The 23,679-nt window shown below is 36.9% G+C and carries 27 protein-coding genes; 23 read left to right on the top strand and 4 right to left on the bottom strand.

Going from position 1 to position 23,679, the window contains the following annotated elements:
* Positions 1–17 precede the first annotated feature (17 nt).
* The 5 genes from bcd to MKX53_RS10085 all read left to right on the top strand — a co-directional run bounded on the left by bcd (position 18) and on the right by MKX53_RS10085 (position 6,291).
* Complete coding sequence (gene bcd / locus MKX53_RS10105; protein ID WP_093538443.1) at positions 18–1,112, top strand: branched-chain amino acid dehydrogenase; 1,095 nt, start codon at positions 18–20, stop codon at positions 1,110–1,112.
* A gap of 94 nt (positions 1,113–1,206) precedes the next feature.
* On the top strand, positions 1,207–2,637 hold the full coding sequence (gene lpdA, locus MKX53_RS10100; protein WP_093538444.1) for a dihydrolipoyl dehydrogenase: 1,431 nt from the start codon (positions 1,207–1,209) through the stop codon (positions 2,635–2,637).
* A gap of 208 nt (positions 2,638–2,845) precedes the next feature.
* On the top strand, positions 2,846–3,853 hold the full coding sequence (locus MKX53_RS10095) for a thiamine pyrophosphate-dependent dehydrogenase E1 component subunit alpha (protein WP_093538445.1): 1,008 nt from the start codon (positions 2,846–2,848) through the stop codon (positions 3,851–3,853).
* Positions 3,853–4,836, top strand: a complete 984-nt coding sequence (locus MKX53_RS10090; protein WP_093060707.1) for an alpha-ketoacid dehydrogenase subunit beta — start codon at positions 3,853–3,855, stop codon at positions 4,834–4,836. The genes MKX53_RS10095 and MKX53_RS10090 overlap by 1 nt, the downstream gene beginning before the upstream one ends.
* Positions 4,837–4,980: 144 nt before the next feature.
* Entirely contained in the window at positions 4,981–6,291 is a 1,311-nt protein-coding gene (locus MKX53_RS10085) for a dihydrolipoamide acetyltransferase family protein (protein ID WP_340911024.1), read from the top strand.
* A 108-nt stretch (positions 6,292–6,399) separates the two neighbouring features.
* Here MKX53_RS10085 and MKX53_RS10080 read toward each other — a convergent pair whose 3' ends face one another.
* Positions 6,400–6,597: a hypothetical protein gene (locus tag MKX53_RS10080; protein WP_340911022.1), complete on the bottom strand. Its 198-nt coding sequence runs from the start codon at positions 6,595–6,597 to the stop codon at positions 6,400–6,402.
* Between the two features lie 102 nt (positions 6,598–6,699).
* Positions 6,700–7,110, bottom strand: a complete 411-nt coding sequence (locus MKX53_RS10075; RefSeq protein ID WP_340911019.1) for a GNAT family N-acetyltransferase — start codon at positions 7,108–7,110, stop codon at positions 6,700–6,702.
* A 707-nt stretch (positions 7,111–7,817) separates the two neighbouring features.
* Between MKX53_RS10075 and MKX53_RS10065 the strand changes: the two genes are divergently transcribed.
* Complete coding sequence (locus tag MKX53_RS10065) at positions 7,818–8,810, top strand: LLM class flavin-dependent oxidoreductase (protein ID WP_093538453.1); 993 nt, start codon at positions 7,818–7,820, stop codon at positions 8,808–8,810.
* Between the two features lie 10 nt (positions 8,811–8,820).
* On the opposite strand, the gene MKX53_RS10060 is transcribed toward MKX53_RS10065, so the two are convergent.
* Positions 8,821–8,997 (bottom strand): hypothetical protein, encoded by a 177-nt coding sequence (locus tag MKX53_RS10060; RefSeq protein WP_340911018.1) that lies wholly within the window; start codon positions 8,995–8,997, stop codon positions 8,821–8,823.
* A 104-nt stretch (positions 8,998–9,101) separates the two neighbouring features.
* On the opposite strand from MKX53_RS10060, the gene MKX53_RS10055 reads away from it, so the two are divergent.
* From MKX53_RS10055 to MKX53_RS10025, 7 genes are all read left to right on the top strand, one after another.
* Positions 9,102–9,473: a YolD-like family protein gene (locus MKX53_RS10055; protein ID WP_175496332.1), complete on the top strand. Its 372-nt coding sequence runs from the start codon at positions 9,102–9,104 to the stop codon at positions 9,471–9,473.
* A 127-nt stretch (positions 9,474–9,600) separates the two neighbouring features.
* On the top strand, positions 9,601–10,299 hold the full coding sequence (locus MKX53_RS10050; protein WP_340911016.1) for an HAD family hydrolase: 699 nt from the start codon (positions 9,601–9,603) through the stop codon (positions 10,297–10,299).
* Between the two features lie 269 nt (positions 10,300–10,568).
* Positions 10,569–11,648, top strand: a complete 1,080-nt coding sequence (locus tag MKX53_RS10045) for a hypothetical protein (protein ID WP_340911013.1) — start codon at positions 10,569–10,571, stop codon at positions 11,646–11,648.
* Between the two features lie 116 nt (positions 11,649–11,764).
* Positions 11,765–12,328: a GNAT family N-acetyltransferase gene (locus MKX53_RS10040; protein ID WP_340911010.1), complete on the top strand. Its 564-nt coding sequence runs from the start codon at positions 11,765–11,767 to the stop codon at positions 12,326–12,328.
* A gap of 191 nt (positions 12,329–12,519) precedes the next feature.
* Positions 12,520–13,074 (top strand): RNA polymerase sigma factor, encoded by a 555-nt coding sequence (locus MKX53_RS10035; RefSeq protein ID WP_340911008.1) that lies wholly within the window; start codon positions 12,520–12,522, stop codon positions 13,072–13,074.
* Positions 13,071–14,111: a DUF4030 domain-containing protein gene (locus MKX53_RS10030; RefSeq protein WP_340911005.1), complete on the top strand. Its 1,041-nt coding sequence runs from the start codon at positions 13,071–13,073 to the stop codon at positions 14,109–14,111. Before MKX53_RS10035 ends, MKX53_RS10030 begins: the two co-directional genes overlap by 4 nt.
* A 139-nt stretch (positions 14,112–14,250) precedes the next feature.
* Positions 14,251–14,799 carry a GNAT family N-acetyltransferase gene (locus MKX53_RS10025; protein ID WP_340911004.1) on the top strand — a complete coding sequence of 183 codons (549 nt, stop codon included), beginning with the start codon at positions 14,251–14,253 and terminating at the stop codon, positions 14,797–14,799.
* 156 nt (positions 14,800–14,955) lie between these two features.
* Here MKX53_RS10025 and MKX53_RS10020 read toward each other — a convergent pair whose 3' ends face one another.
* Positions 14,956–15,846 carry a LysR family transcriptional regulator gene (locus MKX53_RS10020; RefSeq protein ID WP_093538461.1) on the bottom strand — a complete coding sequence of 297 codons (891 nt, stop codon included), beginning with the start codon at positions 15,844–15,846 and terminating at the stop codon, positions 14,956–14,958.
* 103 nt (positions 15,847–15,949) lie between these two features.
* On the opposite strand from MKX53_RS10020, the gene MKX53_RS10015 reads away from it, so the two are divergent.
* The 10 genes from MKX53_RS10015 (at position 15,950) to MKX53_RS09970 (ending at position 23,523) form a co-directional block, all read left to right on the top strand.
* Positions 15,950–17,020 carry a citrate/2-methylcitrate synthase gene (locus MKX53_RS10015; protein WP_340911001.1) on the top strand — a complete coding sequence of 357 codons (1,071 nt, stop codon included), beginning with the start codon at positions 15,950–15,952 and terminating at the stop codon, positions 17,018–17,020.
* 110 nt (positions 17,021–17,130) lie between these two features.
* A complete protein-coding gene (locus MKX53_RS10010; RefSeq protein ID WP_340762525.1) occupies positions 17,131–17,376 on the top strand; it encodes a hypothetical protein in 246 nt (81 codons plus the stop codon).
* Between the two features lie 117 nt (positions 17,377–17,493).
* Complete coding sequence (locus tag MKX53_RS10005) at positions 17,494–18,837, top strand: amidohydrolase family protein (protein WP_340910999.1); 1,344 nt, start codon at positions 17,494–17,496, stop codon at positions 18,835–18,837.
* Positions 18,838–18,858: 21 nt separating this feature from the next.
* Positions 18,859–19,722 carry a hypothetical protein gene (locus tag MKX53_RS10000; protein WP_340910997.1) on the top strand — a complete coding sequence of 288 codons (864 nt, stop codon included), beginning with the start codon at positions 18,859–18,861 and terminating at the stop codon, positions 19,720–19,722.
* A complete protein-coding gene (locus MKX53_RS09995; protein ID WP_340910996.1) occupies positions 19,712–20,473 on the top strand; it encodes a class I SAM-dependent methyltransferase in 762 nt (253 codons plus the stop codon). The genes MKX53_RS10000 and MKX53_RS09995 overlap by 11 nt, the downstream gene beginning before the upstream one ends.
* A 97-nt stretch (positions 20,474–20,570) precedes the next feature.
* Positions 20,571–21,311 carry a metallophosphoesterase family protein gene (locus MKX53_RS09990; protein WP_340910993.1) on the top strand — a complete coding sequence of 247 codons (741 nt, stop codon included), beginning with the start codon at positions 20,571–20,573 and terminating at the stop codon, positions 21,309–21,311.
* Positions 21,265–21,738 (top strand): hypothetical protein, encoded by a 474-nt coding sequence (locus tag MKX53_RS09985; RefSeq protein ID WP_340913405.1) that lies wholly within the window; start codon positions 21,265–21,267, stop codon positions 21,736–21,738. Before MKX53_RS09990 ends, MKX53_RS09985 begins: the two co-directional genes overlap by 47 nt.
* Before the next feature lie 38 nt (positions 21,739–21,776).
* Positions 21,777–22,508 (top strand): class I SAM-dependent methyltransferase, encoded by a 732-nt coding sequence (locus MKX53_RS09980; RefSeq protein ID WP_340910989.1) that lies wholly within the window; start codon positions 21,777–21,779, stop codon positions 22,506–22,508.
* Between the two features lie 73 nt (positions 22,509–22,581).
* Complete coding sequence (locus MKX53_RS09975) at positions 22,582–22,761, top strand: hypothetical protein (protein WP_340910986.1); 180 nt, start codon at positions 22,582–22,584, stop codon at positions 22,759–22,761.
* A 201-nt stretch (positions 22,762–22,962) separates the two neighbouring features.
* The gene (locus tag MKX53_RS09970; RefSeq protein ID WP_340769510.1) at positions 22,963–23,523 is read left to right on the top strand and encodes an AAA family ATPase; all 561 of its coding nucleotides are present in this window, start codon (positions 22,963–22,965) and stop codon (positions 23,521–23,523) included.
* The last annotated feature ends 156 nt before the right edge of the window (positions 23,524–23,679 follow it).

Genomic DNA, 23,679 nt, shown 5'->3' with positions numbered 1-23,679 from the left:
ACTAGGAGGAACTACACATGGAAATCTTTAAATATATGGAAACTTACGATTACGAACAATTGGTATTTTGCCAAGACAAAACTTCAGGGTTAAAAGCAATTATTGCCATTCACGATACTACTTTAGGGCCTGCACTTGGTGGGACACGTATGTGGAACTATGCTACGGAAGAAGAAGCTATTGAGGATGCATTGCGTCTTGCAAAAGGGATGACTTATAAAAATGCAGCTGCTGGTTTAAATCTTGGTGGCGGTAAAACCGTAATAATCGGAGATCCATTAAAAGACAAAAATGAAGAAATGTTCCGTGCTTTCGGTCGCTTCATCCAAGGGTTAAATGGTCGTTATATTACAGCAGAAGATGTTGGAACAACTGTAGCAGATATGGACTTAATCCATGAAGAAACGAATTATGTAACAGGTATTTCTGAAGCATTCGGTTCATCGGGTAACCCTTCACCAGTAACAGCTTACGGAGTTTATGTAGGGATGAAAGCTGCGGCTAAAGAAGCATTTGGTTCAGATTCTTTAGAAGGTAAAACGATTGCAGTACAAGGTGTAGGAAACGTTGCATATACTCTTTGCGAATACCTACACAAAGAAGGCGCGAAACTAATCGTTGCAGATATTAACCAAACTTCAGTTGACCGTGCAGTAAATGCGTTCGGTGCTGTTCAAGTAGATGTAAACGATATTTACTCAGTAGAAGCAGATATCTTTGCTCCATGTGCTTTAGGTGCAATTATTAATGACAATACAATTCCACAACTAAAAGCAAAAGTAATTGCTGGTTCAGCAAACAACCAGTTACGTGATACTACACACGGAGATCTAATCCATGAAATGGGCATTGTTTATGCACCAGATTATGTTATTAACTCAGGTGGCGTTATTAATGTAGCAGATGAATTAAATGGATACAACGCAGATCGTGCGATGAAACGTGTTGCTACTATTTACGATAAAATTGAGCGTATTTTTGAAATTTCCAAACGCGATGGTGTGCCATCATATGTCGCTGCTGACCGTTTAGCAGAAGAAAGAATTGCACGTGTAAGTAAATCACGTAGCCAGTTCCTTCAAAATGGCAAACATATCTTAAACGGACGTTAAGAAAACAACTAATTTCATCTAATGAACTAAAGTAGGCCGTCTTTCTTTTAAAGTAAGCGGCCTTCTTAGATGGAAATTTAAGGAGATGGGTCAGTTGGCAAAAGATTATGATGTAGTAATTATCGGTGGCGGTACGGGCGGATATGTTGCTGCTATACGTTCAGCTCAACTTGGATTAACAACAGCAATCATTGAAAAAGGAAATTTAGGTGGTACTTGCTTACATAAAGGGTGTATTCCGAGTAAAGCATTACTTCGTAGTGCTGAAGTGTATGCAACTACTAAAAATCATGCAGCAGATTTTGGTGTAAATACGGGAGAGGTCACACTCGACTTTAGTAGAGTACAGGCGCGTAAGGAGTCAATCGTCAACCAATTACATCAAGGCGTACAAGGCTTGATGAAAAAAGGGAAAATAGATGTCTACGAAGGTACTGGAAGAATGTTAGGGCCATCAATCTTCTCCCCTTCACCAGGTGGAACTATATCGGTAGAGATGAACAGTGGCGACGAAAATGAAATGCTTATACCTAAAAATGTAGTAATTGCTACTGGCTCTAGACCACGAACTTTACCGGGATTAACGATTGACGGAGAATTTGTGATGAGTTCTGATGAAGCACTTGCTATGACAGAGTTACCGAAATCTATACTAATAGTAGGTGGCGGCGTAATTGGAATTGAATGGGCATCGATGCTTAATGATTTTGGGGTAGAGGTCACAGTCGTTGAATATGCAGATCGTATCATACCGACAGAGGATAAAGATGTCTCGAAAGAAATGCAAAAGCTGCTTGCTAAAAAAGGGATAACATTTGTAACGTCCGCAAAAGTACTTCCAGAAACATTAGAAACAAAAGAAAAAGAAGTGCAAATTTCTGCTGAAATAAACGGTGAAACAAAAACCTTTGTAGCACAAAAAATGTTAGTTTCTGTTGGCAGACAAGCTAATGTAGAAGGTATTGGCATTGAAAATACAGATATCGTTGTAGAAAAAGGATTTATCCAAGTATCAGAAACATTCCAAACAAAAGAATCTCATATATATGCAATTGGGGATGTAATTGGTGGACTTCAACTGGCACATGTAGCTAGTCATGAAGGAATTACGGCGATGGAACATATTGCTGGTAAAGAGATCACTCCAATTGACTATGCATTAGTTTCACGTTGTATCTATTCAAATCCGGAAGCTTCTAGCGTAGGTATTACGGAACAACAAGCTAAGGAACAAGGATTTGATGTGAAGGTTGGTAAATTCTCATTTAAAGCGATTGGAAAAGCACTAGTATACGGCGAATCAGATGGCTTTGTTAAAATCGTTGCAGACAAAGCGACAAATGACATTCTAGGCGTTCATATGATCGGTCCACACGTTACTGACCTTATTTCAGAAGCTGGCTTAGCAATGGTTCTTGACGCAACACCATGGGAAATTGCCCACACCATTCACCCGCACCCAACTCTAAGTGAGGTAATGGGAGAAGCAGCACTAGCAGTAGACGGAAAAGCCATTCATAACTAGAAAAGCGGCGGACGCCGTTTAGCAGCGAACAGCGCTGGAAGACTTGAAGCAATCGAGATACTGGCGTCTAGTGCTAGCCAACTAGAAAAGTGTGTAAGCCCTTATGCTAGCCTAGCTATCCTAAGGTGCTTAAGATGTCCAATATTAGATAATGCAAGGATTAAAGTAAATACAAAACTGCTTGTCTATTAATAAAGGGGGAGTACTAATGACAAATCGTCATGCTGAATTAGGTTTAACAAATGAAGATGTGTTAACAATGTTTGAAACGATGCTAATGGCACGCCGTATTGATGAGCGTATGTGGTTATTAAACCGTGCTGGAAAAATTCCTTTTGTAATTTCTTGTCAAGGTCAAGAGGCAGCGCAAGTAGGAGCTGCTTTTGCGCTAGATAACACAAAGGATTATATTGCACCTTACTACCGTGATATGGGAGTTGTTTTACACTTTGGAATGACTGCCCAAGATCTAATGCTTTCCGCTTTTGCAAAAGCGGAAGATCCAAATTCGGGTGGTCGTCAAATGCCAGGACATTTTGGTCAAAAGAAAAATAGAATTCTAACTGGTTCTTCACCTGTTACTACTCAATTACCACATGCTGTGGGAGTCGCATTAGCTGCGAAAATTGAGAAAAAAGACTTCATTACATTTGTAACACTAGGAGAAGGTTCTTCTAACCAAGGGGATTTCCATGAAGGTCTAAATTTCGCGGGAGTTCATCAATTACCATGTATTACAATGGTTGAAAACAATAACTATGCTATTTCTGTACCATTTGAGCGTCAAGTTGCGAGTAAAACGGTTGCAGAGCGAGCATCTAGTTATGGAATGCCTGGTGTGACGGTAGACGGCAAAGATCCAATCGAAGTTTACCGAGTGGTGAAGGAAGCTGCAGATCGTGCGCGTAATGGCGGTGGCCCGAGCTTAATAGAAGCAGTAACTTATCGCTTAACAGCTCACTCTTCAGATGACGATGACAGACAATATCGTACTGCAGAAGACATTGCAGAAGGTAAAGCGTTGGATCCACTTATTACATTCGCAAAATATTTGCGTGATTTAGATATATTACCAACAGAATTAGAAAAAGAGATTAATGATCGCATTATGAAAGAAGTAAATGAAGCAACGGATTACGCAGAAAGTGCTCCATATGCTTCACCAGAAAGTGCGCTATTACATGTGTACGCTGAAAAAGACGGGGGGAACGCATAATGGCAATCATGTCTTATATTGATGCAATCACACTTGCAATGAAAGAAGAGATGACTCGTGATGAACGCGTTTTCGTTCTAGGGGAAGACGTTGGTCGTAAGGGTGGAGTATTCAAAGCGACAAACGGTCTCTATGATGAGTTTGGAGAATACCGAGTATTAGATACGCCTCTTGCAGAATCTGCGATAGCTGGAGTTGGTATAGGAGCAGCAATGTACGGACTACGTCCAATTGCAGAAATGCAGTTTGCTGACTTTATCATGCCTGCTGTTAACCAAATTATTTCCGAAGCGTCACGTATTCGTTACCGTTCTAACAATGACTGGACTTGCCCAATCGTTTTCCGTGCACCATTTGGTGGAGGAATTCACGGAGCACTTTATCATTCTCAATCGGTAGAAGCAATTTTCGCTAACCAACCAGGCTTGAAAATTGTCATTCCATCTACTCCATACGATGCTAAAGGTTTGTTAAAAGCAGCTATTCGCGATGAAGATCCAGTCATGTTCTTTGAGCATAAACGTGCGTATCGTCTTATCAAAGGGGAAGTTCCTGAAGAAGATTACACTATTGAAATTGGGAAAGCAGATGTGAAGCGTGAAGGGGAAGATATTACGGTTATAACGTACGGTCTTGCTGTTCATTTTGCATTACAAGCTGCCGAACGTTTAGAAAAAGACGGTATTTCTGCACATGTTTTAGATCTACGTACTATTTATCCTTTAGACAAAGAAGGAATTATAGAAGCCGCTTCTAAAACAGGGAAAGTTTTGCTAGTAACAGAAGATAACAAAGAAGGTAGTATTATCGGGGAAGTTGCGGCTATAATTGCAGAAAACTGCTTATTCGACCTAGATGCACCGATTATGCGTCTTGCTGGTCCTGATATTCCAGCTATGCCTTATGCACCAACAATGGAAAAATTCTTCATGATCAATCCAGATAAAGTCGAAAAAGCGATGCGTGAGCTAGCGGAATACTAACTTCATTAAGCAAAAAAAAGACTTTGCCGAATGAAGTTAGTGCCTCCGGCGGATGTCACAGATTTTTTTAAGGAATCATCGAGCTAGCTCGATAAAAATCTGGACACAGATACGCCAAGGCGAATTTGATAAGGAGGAACTCGAATGGCAATCGAACAAATCAAAATGCCCCAACTAGGCGAAAGTGTAACAGAAGGAACAATCGAGAAATGGTTAGTTAAACCAGGCGATCACGTAAATAAATACGATGCTCTAGCTGAGGTAAATACAGATAAAGTAACAGCTGAAGTACCGTCCTCTTTTACAGGAATTATTAAAGAGTTGATCGCAAACGAAGGAGACACATTAGCTGTCGGAGAAATCGTTTGTACGATAGAAACAGAAGGTGGGGCTTCTGAAGAAACAGTAGAGGTAAAAGAGGCTGCACCTGAAGAGCCAACTGCTGAAACTGTAAAACCTGCGGAAGTACAAAAGCATGCTGCGCCTGTAGAACGTGAAAAAGGTTCCAAAGCACGCTACTCACCTGCAGTGCTGAAAATTTCACAAGAACATGGAATCGATCTTTCTTTAGTTACTGGTACAGGTAACGAAGGGCGAATCACTCGTAAGGATCTACTGAAAATTGTAGAAAGTGGAGAAATTCCAGTAGCAAAAGTAGAGCAACAAGCTGTTTCCACGCCATCACCAACAGCAGCTGCACCTACTTCAGCTCCATCACCGAAAACAGCAGCTCCTAATGTTCCAGTGGCAGTGGGAGATATCGAGATTCCTGTAACAGGTGTTCGGAAAGCAATCGCGGCAAATATGCTACGTAGCAAACACGAAGCTCCTCATGCATGGACAATGATTGAAGTAGACGTTACGAACATGGTTCAATACCGTGACTCCATCAAGCATGAATTTAAACAAAAAGAAGGATTTAATGTTACATACTTTGCTTTCTTCGTGAAAGCTGTATCGCAAGCATTAAAAGAATTCCCAATGATGAATTCTATGTGGGCTGGGGATAAAATCGTTCAGAAAAAAGACATCAATATTTCTATAGCAGTAGCAACAGAAGACGCGCTATACGTTCCAGTTATTAAAAATGCGGACGAAAAAACGATTAAAGGTATTGGTCGTGAAGTAAACGAACTTGCTGCAAAAGTCCGTTCAGGAAAGTTAAAATCAGATGAAATGCAAGGTGGTACATTCACTGTAAACAATACTGGATCATTCGGTTCTGTTCAGTCAATGGGAATCATTAACTTCCCACAAGCAGCGATTTTACAAGTAGAATCTATTGTGAAACGTCCAGTTATTATGGATGGTGGCATGATTGCTGCGCGTGATATGGTAAACTTATGTCTTTCATTAGACCACCGTGTACTAGATGGTTTAGTTGCTGGTCGTTTCTTAGCACGTGTGAAAGAAATTCTAGAAAATATCACTAAAGAAAATACATCGGTTTATTAATAAATAGTTAAAAAAGGTAGTGCTTTTTAGCACTACCTTTTTAATTTTGCTGCGTTCCATTCCATTATTTTCTCTTTTTACTAAAGCACACCGTTATTGAAAGTAGATCTAAATCTTCCTTTGCAATAAATTTATTAAATAGTACATAAGAGATATCAAAAATGATAGAAGTACAATGATTATTGTTCCTATTGTATAAATTGCTGTTTCGGCATAATCACCACCATCAAACACTCCAGCAAATAGAGAGAATAAAATTACACTAGCGACTAATGCTAAACAAAATATACTAATATATTTGGACATATACTACCCCTTTGCAACTCAACTTTATTTACTATAGTTCATTAAGAAATACTTTAAATTCTGATAGAAATAAAACCGATGATGTTAGCTAAATATAATAGTCTACTTATTTTTCAGGATACATAGGTAGCGTTCCACACCTGGATACTTTTCTCCCAAACTCGTTATTTTAAATCCGTAATTTTCATAAAAAATTACAGCTTCTTTATCGGTTTCAGCAATAACAAAAGGTACTGGATGTTTAACTTTAATAAAACTAATCATTTTACTTCCTAGACCTTTTCCTCTATGGTTTGGAAATACTGCAATATGTTTAATTTCACACCACTTTAAATCTAAAATTTCTATTCCTATACAACCAACGACTTCATCTTCAAAGATATATCCATATAATACTCTAACTGGTGAGTGGATATATAATTCGTATTCTCGATCGATATTCCATTCCGAGGTTGCGAAGGATAAAAGTTTTCTCAAGTTTGGTTGAATAAATGGTGATATCATTTCTTCCATAAAGCACATCCATTCTTGTATTACTTATTTCAATAAAAAAGGCTTTACTTCCATATGTAATAAAGCAAAATATTAGTTGTGCAGCGACTAGAAGTTTCGTCCTTAACTTAACGACTCACCATATTGACGTCTTACTTATTTGTATTTTAACATAAATCTCCATTTGGTTTGTAACACGAAAATGCCATATGATTACTGAAAAAAGAGGAGCTAGTTGTGACGACTCTACAACTAGTTCCACTTATGTTCTATATTTCCAACATATTTTTCCCCTTACGCTATTTAGCTAAATCCAACCTTTATCCAAGAGAAGAAGTAGATAACTACCTGCACAGAGAAAAATTGCTACTTCTGTTAACAAAAACATCGAAAATTCAAGGGAAGTAAGCTTTCTTTCTCTTTTCGTTTTTTTAAAATGTCTATAGTAATAGAGAGAACATAGCAGTAGTATTATTGCCGAGATTTGGAATATATTTTCCAACAGGCTAACCAAAAAATCATCTCCTCACGTTTAGATTGAACTGTTAAGATTTTATGTCTCCATAGAATTTAAAAGAAGTAGAAATTTTAAAGTGCCAAGGAGGTTAGCGATTTACTTCAATAATATTTCTATTATCAAGTCCCTTTCGTTTACTTTTTAATTTTAATTCGATAGCATTTGAAAAGAAACGTATTAAACGAGCATTTGTTGAAGGGGAGATATATAGATGAAACTAAGTGTATTAGATCAAGCGCCAGTCACATCTGGCAATACGGCAGCAGGAGCATTAAAAAAAGCAGAAGAATTGGCTATTTTAGCAGATGAACTAGGCTATCATCGTATGTGGATGGCCGAGCATCATGGAACCGATGCATTTTCAAGTTCTGCACCGGAAGTAATTGCGGCTCACTTAGCTGCGAAAACCAAAAAATTACGTATCGGTACAGGTGGCGTGATGATGATGCACTACTCACCATTGAAGTTAGCGGAGGTTTTTAAAACCTTAAGTGCACTTTCTCCAGGTCGTATTGACTTCGGTGTAGGAAGAGCTCCAGGGGGAGATAATCATGCGATGTATGCTCTTTCGGAAGGTCGTCCTCCATTGGTCAACAATATGTATGAAAAGTTAGCAATTGCCCTGCAACTGATCAATGATGAAGTTCCAGAGGATAGCTTATACAACAGAACGATTGCCAGTCCTTCTAAAATCGTATTACCAGAAGCTTGGTTACTTGGCTCCACTGGTAATAGTGCTGTACAGGCTGGAAGAATGGGTCTTGGCTATTCGTTTGCACAATTTTTCCAAGGTGGTATGACTCCAGCGATATTAGACACATACCGTAATAACTTCACGCCGTCTGCTTTAATGGAAAAGCCAGAGATTAATGTTACATACCTTGTAACGGCTGCAGAAACCAAAGAAGAGGCTGAATTTGAAGCATTACCTCAGGACATTGCACGTTTGTCTCTTATGAAAGGGCAAATTCGTTCATTAATGACACCAGAGGCAGCGCAGGATTATCCGCTGACGGAAATGGATCGCATGATGATTCAAGAAAATCGTAAAATTCATCTAGTCGGTTCTGCAAAAGAGGTAGCGGAGACTTTACAGGAAGAACAAGGTAATTATGGTTTCGATGAAGTCATGATTTGTAGTATTCCGCATTCGCAAGAAAAACGTTTAAATGTCTATCGGTTACTTGCAAAAGAATTGATGTAGATTATAAAGATTAGACACGTTCATTATGAGCGTGTCTTTTTATTAGGAAGAATGGTCTTATCTGTGAGAATCGATCGATGCTGTCTAATAATCGATTGATGGAATCAAATAATCGATCGACGAACACCGATAATCGATCAATAGAAACCAATAACCGATCAATCACCTTCCATAATCGCTCCATCATTGTTATGTACACTTTTGAAGATCATTTTTTCAGCGGCCATTAATTCCCGCTTGAAATAAGAACAAATGTTCGGTATGATAAGTAAAAAAGAGAGATGTGATAACATGGCTAACTTTGAAGAAGATTGGAACCAATTGGATTTATCTCGATTGCAGGATCGTGGGTCGAAAAAGTGGGTAGCAATGATGTTGCCGGAGCATGTGAAGATGCTTCGAGAATATGGAGAAGAGATAAAAAAAGAGCCTCGCCCAGATTTAAATGAGTTTGACTATGAAGTTATTCATGATCAAATCGCACTCGCAATGCAACGAAACGTTGAAATCAAAATAAAACGGTGGAAAGAGGGAGAGTTTATCTATAACCGCGGTACGATCCAATGGATTGATTTGAGAAAGCGAACAATTGAAATAGAGGATCCTTTTCGCTCGTTTGAACTATCAATCGACGAAATCGTAGACGTCACCTTATCGGAATAGTAATTACGAATGGCATCATCCTTTATACATGGATGATGTTTTATTTATGAATAAATAAAAGAAGGATTTGAACCAGGAGATGTAGAAGGTAATCCAAAAGACTTAAAGTAAGTGAAAGGAGAATAACATGATAAAAGCAGTTCTGTTCGATTTAGATGGTACTTTACTCAATAGAGATGAGTCATTAAAGTTGTTTGCAGATAAGCAATACGATAGATTTAGTCACCTCATAGGTCCTATTACAAAAGATGTGTACACAGCAAGGCTTATACAATTAGACAGTCGAGGATATGTTTGGAAGGACAAAGTATATAGCCAATTAGCAGAGGAATTTGGAATTACCAAAATTACTTGGCAAGAACTACTGGAAGATTATTTGAGTGAATTTAAGTATTGCTGTGTACCTTTTGATAATCTTTTATTAATGCTAGAGAAATTGAAGGAGAGAAAGATGTTAATAGGGATGATTACGAATGGATTCGGTCAGTTTCAAATGGACAATATAATGGCTTTAGGAATAGAAGATTATTTCCAAACAATTTTAATTTCTGAATGGGAGGATGTTAAAAAGCCAGATCCCCAAATATTTTTACGGGCTGCCGACAAACTTGGGCTCCAACCAAACGAATGCGTATTTATCGGTGACCATCCAGATAATGATATGCGAGCGGCTAAACATGTAGGGATGAAGGGTATTTGGAAGAAAGATATGCAATGGAAGGATGTGGATGTTCAAGCAGAGTATGTTGTAGATAATCTAATGGAAATCCCAACTATAATCGATGAGTTGGTGAGAGGTAAAAACGGAAAATTGTCCGTTTTGTAATCCTTATAAAGGTTAAAACAGAATATTGTATTTGGAAATGAAACTAGCTATTTTTTCAGTGGAAAAACGAGCCAGATATATTAATGGGCTGTTGTGTCATAGTTCCGATAACACAGCATAAAAATGTATTTGAACTGAGGAAATAATGGAACGATACATATGAACTGCTTTTAATGGCAAAAGAGTACCTTGATGATTTGCATCTGCCAGGTGGAAAATAATAAGCCTTTAGCTGGAAAGGTCAAATAAAGTTTAAGGGAGGGAAGGAGATGAGAAAGCAAGTAATAATCTTGCTCATATTAGCTAGTATTTGTATAAAACCAACCTCTATCTTTGCAAATGGCACGAGTTATTTTGAAGAGCCTACCACTCCTACTGGACATGTCTTACCACTGGAGGAAAGTGTGATCAGTATAGAGAGTGAAAAATTATATATAGAAATTGAACAAGAAGGAGAAGTATCACCCTATCAAATGATGCTTGCAAATATTCGAGTAATATATGAAATGGAAAACAAAACGGAAGAAAATCTTCTAGTACCTATAGCATTCCCTCAGCCAGGTATGTCAAGCGAATGGAGTGTAGACTTAGATGGAACGGATATCTCTATAACCGGTAATACTCCTTTTTACCCAGAAGAATTAATAGGGAATAAACCACACAGGGAATGGATCGATCCAAGAACAGGGCAAACATATTCCTTTAGAGGGTATGATCTAATAGGAGCATCCGGTAAATTAGGAGCAAAAACATTTAATATCACTTTGAATGCAAAGAGCAGACATACTTTAACTATTGAATACAAAGCAGATTTAGGTATAGATGAGAGAGCCAATCTCCATCCTATTTACCGCTTAGATTACCTGCTGCATCCAGCGTCCTATTGGAGTGAATTTAAAAACTTAGACATAGAAGTTAAAGTTCCAAAAAGGGCTAGTGTCTATGTGAATTTACCATTACAAAAAGAAGATAATACGTATGTAGGGGCGTTTGATACACTTCCTGAAGGAAATCTCGTAGTATTCCTATCCCCGCATTCTGGTTTACTGTTTAACCTTTTTACTTCTAGAAGTGTAGCTCTACTTGCACTTGTTATAATGCTACCCATTTATTATGTGATAATCCGGTTAATGAAGCGAACTTCCCTAAAACATCAAAAGGGCATATCACTAATTATTTTGGGGGTATTTGCTTTAGCAGGTTTGGATATCGTAAGACATAAAATACTAGGATACCCAATAACTATAGTTCAATATATCCTTTACATCATATGCTTATTAATTTTATGGTGGATGTGGAGTCGAGTATTTAGAAAGAATGGAAAGTTAGAGAGGAATAGTAACGACTGATTGTATAAGTATAATCCGCAAGTTAACACATGATTTTAATGTTGAACTGCTTGAAGATTCTTCACAAGGAAAAGTGATATTAAGAATTACGTAGAAACACAAGAGTAGGTGAAGAAATGGAGTTTTCAAAGCTAGTTATAGAAACGGAAAGGTTCATCATACGTCCTTTTCAAAAAGAGGATTATAGTAATTGGTACGAGCAGTTTGACAACAGAATGCCCTCACAATATAAATATGATGATGGTCGCCCTTTAAAAATGCCTACTTCTACTGAAGAATGGTTTGTTGAATGGATTAAAGGCTTTAATGAATTAGCTAAAAAAGATGAAATGTACATTCTTGGGATATTCCGTAAAGAAGATGGAGTAAACGTTGGAAAGGTTGAACTTATAACTATTTTACGAATGGATTACCAGTGGGCTATGATGGGTTACTCCATTCACAATCAGTATTGGAACAATGGGTATGGTTTGGAAAGTGTATTAGCAGCTACTGAAGCTTTCTTTTCCACTTTGAATTTTCACCGAATTGAATTACATATTAATATCGATAATTATCCCTCGATACGCCTCGCTGAAAAAGCTGGATTTATCTTTGAATGTGAAAGAAAAGAGTTTTCGCTAGAGAATGATCAGTGGACTGACTTTTTGATTTACTATAAAAATCATAAAATAGAATGATATAAACAAAAATTGTACATAAATAACCAGGTTCATTGAACTTGGTTATTTATTTAATTTCAACGTATTAGCGAACAAAATACAGGAGAAACAGGATAAATTCAATTTCTTTTCCTTTTTTAAAATATTTGTGCGTCCTAAGTAGCCTCACCGTCGCCTAAAAGGTAGGAACAATTAAAGGGGGTTTACGCTTGGAACAGAAAACACTGATATCACGGATTCAGAAAGGTGAGGACGAAGCTTTTGCTGAACTAGTCACTCCTTTGATTGAGAAGGGTTACAGGACCAGTTTCGGTATCCTGAAGTCGAAGGAACAGGCAGAAGAAGTTGTCCAAAATGCTTTGGTTGAGGCATATCGAAATATCATGAGTGGAAAAGAAATTACTTATTTCAACACCTGGTTTTATAAACTGGTTTCTCACCGATCCATCGACGCTTGGAGAAAGAATGAACGCTTGAAAGAATCCCCGTTTGAAGTCGATGTGGTAACGGACAAGTATAGCGTGATGGAATGTCTACTAAAAGAGGAAACCGAAAACGAGATTAAAAAGGGCATATCATCCCTCGATAACAGTGACTACAAAATCGTACTCATCCTTTACTATTACCAAGAGCAAGCAATCCAAGAAATAGCAGAATTGCTGGGACTGAAAAGCTCTACGGTCAAATCCCATCTTCGCCGGGCAAGGAATGCTCTGAAAAAAAGGTTGATCGAAAATCAGTTTATAGGGGTGAATACACAATGAAAATCGATGAATCCGTGAAGAAAGAAATTCAAGAAGAGATGGATAAAATCCAGACACCACCTTCCTTATACGAATTTGCTAAAAATATTAGCAAAGAGTCGAAAAATAGAACAGACGTTGAAAAGTCAACAGGAAGAAAAAGAGGAAGGAGAAAACTGCATTTTGTAGTAGCTGCGGTTATCAGTTTTGTAATCCTAACAGGTTCCGCATTCCTTAGTCCAACCATGGCGGAAGTAGTATCGAAAATTCCGTATTTAGGGCAAATATTTTATAAACCTATTCAAGAAGTAATCTGGGAAGATTTGGCGAAAGAAGGGTATCAACTATCAACTATTGGCATGGGGAAATGGGAACAGAAGCCATACTTTGACATAGAGCTGAATGGAACGGAAGAATACGTCAAGCAAGAAGAGGGCAAAGTTATAAATCTTTTGAATGAAATTTTGGATAAAAGGGGGTATGACAACTACGAGTTAATGGTTTCTGCCAAGAATGAGAATGAGGTGTCATCCGTTCAAAAAGAGATAGACAAACAAAGGGAGGAACTGGGTGAGAAGTTGATGTCAGACTTGGAGGGAGCAGGATATCCGATTATGAATGTTAACACATACGGCCCTGTAGTCAGTGTGTACATTCCAATAGCTGATGAAGCTAAGAAAGTAGAAATCTACAAGGCGGCGATTGAACTATTAAAAGCAAACGAAACACCAAAACAGGTACAAGTTATAACTCGAGACCTTTCAGAAGAGGAAATCGAGAGTCGATGGATGCCCGTTATGAGTAGCATAGAAGAAGAACTCTTTCTAAAAAAAGAATATGAGGTAGCTGACATTAGATATTCTTACAACCCTGAAAAAGTAACTATTACCATCATGACTAATATGAAATCGTCGGATATAGAAGATAATCAGACGACCATCAAAATAAGTAAAGAAATTATTGAGTTCCTGAATAGCGAAGAAGTTAAAAGAATGACAGAGAATCAGAAATATGAGTTAATTATCCAAGACAAAAACGGCGATGATTTTCTGTTTTAACGAATCACACAAGCTGTAGCTACAGACACTAATGTTTTCTTAAAGGGAAATTTTGTTATTCAAATGCTATTCTCTTACCTTAGCTTGCTATGTTTCAAAGTAATTAAAATAAATGACGATAAATCGAGGGGATGATTTTATGGGATTTCCTGAGTTAGAAACGAATCGACTGAATTTAGTTCAAGTAAGAGAGGAACATACAGAAAGCTTTTTCGAAATTATGTCAAAAGATGAAGTGACTAAATATTACGGTATGGATAGCTTGAGAAGTATAGAAGATGCTAGAAAAATAGTTGAGTCCTTCCAAAGCACATATGAAAGTAAAAGAGGTATAAGGTGGGGCATAGTATTAAAAGATACAGGTGATTTTGTAGGTACATTAGGTTTAAACAACCTGAGCACTTATAGTAAGAAAGCTGAGATTGGGTTTGAATTGCACCCTTCTCATTGGAATAATGGAATTACCTCCGAAGCAGTAAAAGAAGTTTTAAGATACTCGTTTGAATATTTGGAGCTGATCAGGATTGGTGCAGTGACTTATCCGCAAAATGAGCCATCTATACAATTATTAGAGCGTCTAGGTTTTACTAAGGAAGGTTTGTTGAGGGGATACCTCTATCAGAATAATCAATCACACGATGCTTTCATTTTTTCGTTGTTAAGAACTGAATGGACAAAAATAAAATGAAGCTAAAGGGGACTATTATTAAATAGTCGAATATCGAAATAGTTATGGCTTAGTTCTCCTTGGGAAAGAACTAAGCCATTCCTAATTAGAATTTTCTATTGAATTTAATTTTGTACTACTGAATGGGATGAGGTAAAGAATTCCATCGTGTTTTTCTCAAGATGTTCCACCAAAATAATATTTCGATATTTGGTCAATGAATAACTTTTCCAGGTCTCCTTTCTTTTTAACAATGATGAAGGTGGAAACAGTAGGTAATTCAAATAAATCAAAATGGGGCTGCATTACTTTCCCTTCTAATAGCTCACGTCGAACAATCGAGTGAGGTAAAAAGGAGACACCTAGATCATCTTGTACAAAACGTTTGGCAATATGTGCCTGCGTTACTTTCATCGTTCGGACTCCACTAATGTGTTTATGTAACTTCACAAGAAGATCGTCCCAGAAAACAGGATGATGATGTGTAAACAAATAGTTTTTCTGTAAAACTTCCTTAATATCAATCGGTGGACCGCTTTCCTCATCATAAGTATCTACTGGCATAACAAATAATATAGGATCCTCATAGATGGAGATGGATTCTACTCCTTTTCTTTGTGCATCGAGTGCCGAAATGCCAATGTTGACTTCGCCAGCATCTACAAGCTCTTCAATCAGATAGGATTCCTCCACCCGAATATGTATTTCTAAGTTAGGTTGTAGCTTCATAAATGACCGTAAAAAATAGGGAAGGATGGTTTCGGCCATGAGAGGTGAAATCGCAATCGTCCAAGTCTGACGATAACCTTGTTTAAAGGCGTGCATCTTGTGAATCGTATTTTCCGTACTATTTACTAACTTTTGTGCTTCAGGTAGAAAATATTTTCCTGCCTCAGAGAGAGTTACTCGATTATTTTGTCTGTCAAAAAGAGCGGATCCTAAATGCTCCTCCAGTAACTTGATATGAACAGTCACACTTGGTTGAGACATCAATAACCTCTCAGAGGCTTTTCGAAAGTTTAGTGTTTCTGCAGCGGTACAGAATGTTTTTAACCACTGGTATTCCATCTAAACACCTTCTTTGATTAATAATAGTAATTAATACGATTATATATATTTAATTTTTATTATCAAGTTTTTCTCATATACTAAAGAAAAGGAGGAGTTATAAATGTATCAAAAGGGACTAAAAGATGTAGTAGCAGTTCATACGAAAATTGCTTCAGTGGATGGGGACATTGGGGAGCTAAGATATAGAGGAATACTAGTAGACAAATTAGTAGCAACTAAATCATTTGAAGAGTTGGCAACTTTTATATGGACGGGAGAAATAGATGTTGCGAAAGACTCTAAGATGAATCATTATAGAGAGCTACCTTCCCACATAAAAGCGGTAATAGACGTGCTTCCTAAAGAAGTTTCTTTAATGGATGCGATGAGAACAGCTATATCTGCATTTGCACATCCATCATTTAAAGCAACGCCAATAGAGGAGCAGGCGGTTATATTAACAGCCGGACTTCCGATGATAGTAGCTAGACATTACCGAAACCAACTAGGGCTTCCGATTATTGAAGCAAACAACGATCTTTCACACACAGCAAATTATTTATGGATGTTAACTGGAGAAGTACCAAGTGAGGTTCAAGTGGAAGCGTTAGAAACGTACTTAAAACTTACGATGGAGCATGGTTTAAACGCATCGACCTTTGCGGCTCGTGTAACAATTTCAACTGAGTCAGATTTAACAGCCGCCATAACTTCAGCACTTGGGACGATGAAAGGACCTCTCCATGGAGGAGCACCGTCCGGAGTTATTACTATGCTAAACGAATTCAAAGATCCCACGCAAATCCGTACTATCGTAAAAAATAAAATAGAAAATGGCGAAAAGATCATGGGCTTCGGACATCGAATATATAAAACAGAGGATCCTCGTTCCATTTTACTGCGAGAGAAATGTAGCGAGCTTCAAGGTAAAGATCCATGGTTAGATATAGCAACAATCGCCGAAAAAGAAATTATTGAGTTACTTGCCGAATATAAACCGGGTAGAAAATTATACACAAATGTAGAATATTATGCAGCAGCCATCATGCGATCCATTAATATGCCATCAGAATTGTTCACTCCAACATTTAGTGTTGCAAGAATAGTTGGATGGACTGCACATGCTATAGAACAACTGGAAGACAACACAATTTTTCGACCACAATCTATCTACGTAGGAAAATTAAAATAACTTATGAAAGATGCCGTTTTGGAAATACAGAACGGCATCTTTTTTGATGAGAGAGGGAAACCTCTTCGCCAAGGCGAATATATAAATATGGTGTAACCGGAAGGGGAGTCATGTTGAAATATTTAATAATGGGAGCAACGACGTTACTCTCAGGAATCATATTATTCGGGATGACATGGATTGCAGTGGCTATTTATTCAACTAGATTAGGGGGATATGAGAATTTTTCAGCAGCTATGTCAGCTATAGGTTATTTTCCGATATTTATAAGTATTATATTAGTTTTAACTGGTATTAGTTTTTTTGTAATGTCCTTTAATAAATACTTAGTAGATGAGAAAACTACTGTGGATTGAATAACAACGGTGAAGAGTATAAATTTAATCGGCTATAAATTAACTGAATAACGAAACTTTTCTATCTCTTTATTAGTATAGTAATTAGTAAGAATACAAAAGGGGAGAAATAGAAGAATGACTAATACGACTATGGCTTTGAGAAATGCCAATGTAATAGACGTGGAAACTGGACATATAACGTTGAAAAACATCATGATAAAAAATGGCCGAATTGCGAGTGTAGAAAATACAAAAGCACAGGAAGAAAAGTTAAACACAGATGTTGTTGTGCTAGATCTCCAAGGAAAATGGATTATACCAGGACTTATAGACATGCATGTACATATAAAAGAAGGGTATGCACCGCTGTTCACTGCTTCTGGTGTAACAACTGTGCGGAATACTGGAGGTAATGTTCATGAGTTAAAGGATATGATTCATGCCTCAATGGAAGCGCCTGTCCCCCGAGTTATTTCAGCTGATCGTATTATTGACGGGCCACCTGGTTTATGGGGTGAAACAAGTCCTTGGAGTATGAATGCGGAAAGCCCTGAAGCTGCAAAAAAAGAAGTAAGAAGACAAGTGGTAGCAGGAGCAGATTTCATCAAAGTATATGGTTGGTTACCTAAAGAGGTGATGGAAGCAGTTGTTGAGGAAGCCAAAATATACAACAAAGAAGTGAGCTGTGATTTAGTCTATTCAAAGGATGTTACGGCAATAGATGCCGCAAAAATGGGCATCCAATGGAATGAACATGCTTCTGGAATCTTACAAGATATGTATCCAGAATGGACAATGCAAGCCGATGCCAATGTGTGGAATTCTATCAAATGGGAACAACCCGATCTGGAAAAAATAGAACAGGTATGTAAAGTACTTATCGAAAACAAGGTTATTATTTGCCCAACAATGGTGTTATTGGATCAAGCGAAACTTCTAGAGAACTACTGGTATCCCAAAAATGAAGTAACGACGAAGCTAGAAGAAAATGATGGATTGGTTAATCAGTGGAAATACTTTTTAAGCCATACAGCTTCATTGGAAAGTCTGGGGAGACAAGCAACGATGAATAAAGCGATTGCAAAAGTGTACTTTGACTTGGGTGGACAGATTGTTGCTGGAACTGATACCCCTGCGGGAATATTCACGATACCCGGAATGGCGCTCCACCGTGAATTAGAACTGTTTGTAGAGATTGGCCTGACCGAAATAGATGCTCTTCGTGCGGCAACTATAAATGCAGCTAAAGCTTTAAAACGTCCAGAACTCGGGGTGATTAAAGAAGGAGCAATTGCAGACATTGTCATATTAGATGAAAACCCATTAGTAAATATAAAGTATACCCAAAAGATTAATAGAGTGATAAAAGGAGGGAAAATATATACACAAAATGAGCTATTCGAAGAAGTTCCAGATGGAGAAACTGTTTTGAAAAATTTAGAATCATTTATGGAATTATTTGAGTCAACTATTAGTTAATAAATGAGGAGGATACGTAGTTTGAAAATAATAGATACTGTCCCTTATTTTTTCACAAACTATGAAGCTACAACCCAATCTTTACGTGAGTACTTTACTGCGTTTCCAGAAATATTTGAGGAGTATTTCACTAGACATTGTAAAAATACCGAGGAAAGACATGTGCAATCAATTGAAAAGTATCCACAGCATTTCAATGCGATCAAAGAAGTACATAAAAGTATTCAAATAATTATTCAAGAAATTGCAGGAGCGTATAACAAAAAATATATTATATCATTCCCCGTTGATATTAATTTGATCGTTGGTGGATTTGGGTCGAATGCGTACACCTATCAACAGATAATACCGAATATTACGTTTGCATTAGAAAAACTTTCCCCCAACCCAGATCATTTACGCGTAATTGTTGCTCATGAATTTGGGCATCTTGTTCAAAATATTATATCGGATAATCGGGGAATGGATTGGTCCAAGGTGCAATGGACAAATCCGCTTAATTCGCTTTACAGAGAGGGAATTGCAACGGATTTATCAAGGCAGGTAGTAGATCTTATGCATCCTTCTATCTATTTTTCTTATAATGATGAAGGGAAAGACTGGTATGATTTTGCTCAAGCAAACACTACAAAGATTAAACAAGCATTTAACGAAGATTACAAAATATTGACTACAGAAGAAATATTTCATGAATGGTTCTCTATTAATGGTGGTCGAAAATTTGGATATAATAGATTGGCCTATTTTTTAGGTGATCTTTTCGTTCGAAAATACAAGGGAAAACATGGAGAAATAGCTACTATTACTGCTTGGAAGGATCCGGCATTTGAAGTGAATATAGCACAGTGGCTATCTCAAGAGGGAGAAGAAATATATGTCGAATAATCTAGAAGAATACAATGATCCTATTTCATATGATATAGAAAATGACACCTATACGGGAGAACTGAAAATGCTTGAGGAATGGGCCATCAAACAGGGGGGACCAGTACTAGATTTGGCATGCGGGACGGGAAGAATAACGATTCCTTTAGCGCAAAAGGGACATAACATGATTGGTGTAGACATACATGCAGGAATGCTTGAACTTGCGAAGAAAAAAGCAGATCAAGCAAATATACAAATTGAATGGTTGGAGCAAGATTGTACAATGCTTCAATTAGATCAAAAAAGTCCATTAATATATATGGTGGGGAACTCATTTCAACATTTCCATACAAATGCACAACAAAACCTTGTCCTAAAATCTATACATAATCTTTTAGAACAAGAAGGCATTTTTATATTTGGAACGAGATTTCCGAATGCGGAAGAATTACTGCAACCAACTACAGAAGAGTATTGGAAAACTTACACCGATACCCTGGCAAATAAAAAAGTCAATGTGTATACAATCAGTAATTATGACCCGCTAGAACAAATTCAGCACTATACAACCATAAGAAAGTTTATGGATGATAACCATGTGGCAGAAGAGAGAAAAACAAATATTAGCTTGAGGTATACATATCCAAAGGAAATGGAACGACTGCTTATCGAAAACGGATTAGATATATTGCATGCCTATGGAAATTGGGAAGGCTCCCCCCTAATTAGAGAGAGTAATGAAATGATTTATATATGTAGAAAAATATAAAATGTACAGGGCTGTTAATATAAATAATCCAAAAGATTGTGTATCAACCTGGAAATTAATCAGCGGTATAAGACTGTAATGGAGGGGAGAAATTAGTTTGTCTAAAATAGCTATTATTTCAGATATTCATGGTAATTTAACTGCGTTAGAATCGGTGCTAAAGGATATTGAAAACCGTGGTGTGAATCAAATATTTTGTTTAGGAGACTTGGTCGGTAAAGGTCCGCGTGGTTCGGAATGTATTGAACTTGTTAGAAAGCATTGTGATGAAGTCATTTATGGGAATTGGGATGTGTTTATCCGAGAAGAGATAGATAATGAAATTATTAAATGGTCACAAAGTCAGCTAACAGAAGATGATTTTAACTACTTGGCCTCCTTACCTTTCCATCTTGAATTTGAGCTAAATGGCAAGATGATACGTTGTTTTCATGCATCACCAAGAAGTGTTTTTGAACGAATTGCACCCGAATATCATTCATTAGCAGAGTGTTTGTCTCTTTTTGAAAATAGTGAAGAAACCAAATCACATCATTCGAAGCGTACTCCAGATATTGTGTTTTATGGAGATATTCATCTAACTTTATTAAGAAGTTATGAAATCGGTACCCTTTGTAATGTAGGAAGTGTGGGTTTAGATTTAGTTGATGCTACTTATGTTATTGTGGATGGTTCGCATGGAACTAATTCGATTAATTTTGTACGAGTTCCTTATGACAGAGAAGCAGAGCTTATGGCTGCAAGAGAACTAGGAATGGTAGGTTATGAGCAATATTATAAAGAGATTATGTATGATCAATTTATCAAAACGAAAAATAATGAAGGGAGTGGTGGGTGAAAGTATAGTGGTCTGCATTTGTCGTAAACCTGGAGGTCATACCCCAAGCGATACGTTTATGTATTTGCCAGAAGAGAAGATTGTATTTATGGGAGATTTAGTTACCGAGAATCTACACTTACCAATTTTTAATCCGGATGTATACATATATATCCTAAACCAGGTAAAAGAAATGGATATCATAACTTTCGTTCCAGGACACGGAAATATAGGGAATAGAGAACAATTGATATCCTTAGAACGTTATATTTTATTTTTAATTTACAGCTCACTAAGTGCGTTAGAAAATAATCATACTATTGATACATATGTTTCAGGCTTTATTACACCAAAAGAATGGACCGAGTGGAAAGGTGTAAATGGTATTAAGAATAATCTGACGAGTATATATAATTTTTATTCAAAAGCTAATTCAACTAAAGAATAATTTTATTGGGAAGTTGGAAAAGAAGGGGTGAGGTTTTTATGGAGTATAAAGGATCTAGCGTATACGATCAAACAGATTTTTTAAAAAATTACATGACTAGAAGAAACAGAAGCGATAGCCCAAATAATGCCATTGAAGGACCAATTATGTATGAGTTAATCGGGAGTTTTCAAGATAGTAGCATCTTAGACTTAGGGTGTGGTGATGCATCTTTTGGTAAAGAACTTTTACAGTTAGGAGCAAAAAACTACACAGGAATAGAAGGTTCGAAACAAATGGTGGAAGTGGCACGCTCTAACATACTGAAACAAAACGGGACCATACACTTGGAAACAATGGAATCTTATAATTATCCACAAGAGGCATTCGACCTTGTAACATCTCGATTTGCCATCCATTACGTTTCAGACATAAATAGGCTTTTCCAAGAAGTTCACAAAACACTTAAAGAAAACGGTAAATTTGTTTTTAGTATCCAGCATCCACTTACAACTTCATCTTTTGCTAGTAAGGAATCTGGTGATAAACGCGGTAACTGGATTGTCGATGACTACTTCCATGAGGGAGAAAGAAAAGAGCCGTGGATCGACCAAATAGTAGTTAAGTATCATCGAACAATCGAACATTATTTTATGGCACTTAAACAAGCGGGCTTTTCAGTTCTAGATTTACGTGAAGGTACACCCAAGCGTGAAGATTTTAGTAGTGAAGATGAATTTATGAGGAGACACCGTATTCCCATCGTCCTTGCTTTTTCTTGTGTAAAGTAAATTAACGCATTGATTATCCTCCTAATCCCGTCATGAAAATCAATGTGAACTTAACTAAAACAGGAGGAAGTGAATGTACATTTTAATCATCGGTTTTTTTATTCTCTTTCTTATCTCAACAACCATAGGACTTCTTATGATGGTCAAGCTTAGAAAGAAAAATAAATATAATGTGGTAACTGGAACTATTGGGTTAGGAACAGGAGTTTTTTGTTTAATAGCTAGCATATTATTTTATTTCAATAATATTTAAGGATATTAAAAGAAGCAGGACCAGGAAAACTAACAGGCAAACTAAAAAAAAATCTATTGAATACATTAAGTGCAGTGCCAACTTTAAAATAACTAACCAAAAATTAAGTATTGGCAGTTCCTTGTATGCATTGAAAATGACTTTTATATAACGATAGAGATTAAAATTCGAAGAGGATAAATACTTTTGGAGGAAAATACGATGAAAAAGTTTGTTTTTATATTTGGACCCCAAGCAGTTGGAAAAATGTCGGTAGGTCAAGAATTAGCTAAGGAAACAGGGTTAAAGCTATTTCATAACCATATGACAATTGACTTATTGGAGCCACTCTTTGGATTTAGTACGGAAATGTGGAAATTAACACATCTATTTAGGCGGGAAATATTTAAGTCATTTTCAAAAAGTGATAGTTATGGAATGATTTTTACTAAGATATGGTATTTTGATAAAAAAGAAGATTGGGATGAAATAGAAAATATGTGTCAAATAGTAGCATCAGAGGGAGCTGATATTTATTTTGTAGAATTAGAAGCTAAAGTAGAGGAAAGGTTAATACGAAATAAGTCTACTCATAGGCTTGAACATAAGCCAACTAAAAGAAATATTAAACAATCGGAACAACATTTATTAGAGACTATGGAAAGTAGTAGACTGAATTCAAAAACAAATGAAATCAAGAGAGAAAATTATATCAGAATAGATAATACAGATTTGAGTCCGGAAAAAGTTGCTCAATTAATAAAACAAAATTTTCAATTGTAGTGTTCACAGACTTTTATGAAATAACTAAAACTACATAAAAATATAGGTTCAATATTTAAAGCAAGTCTGCGTTCTTAGAACATAACGTGTGGAAAAGAGTAAGAAAAACAGAAGCATTATTAATAGATTTAGGTAGCTAAAAGTTAGACATATATT

The sequence above is a fragment of the Psychrobacillus sp. FSL K6-4615 genome, from assembly GCF_038008225.1.
GTDB classification, from domain to species: Bacteria; Bacillota; Bacilli; order Bacillales_A; family Planococcaceae; genus Psychrobacillus; species Psychrobacillus psychrotolerans.
This window is presented reverse-complemented; position numbering and strand designations above follow the sequence as displayed.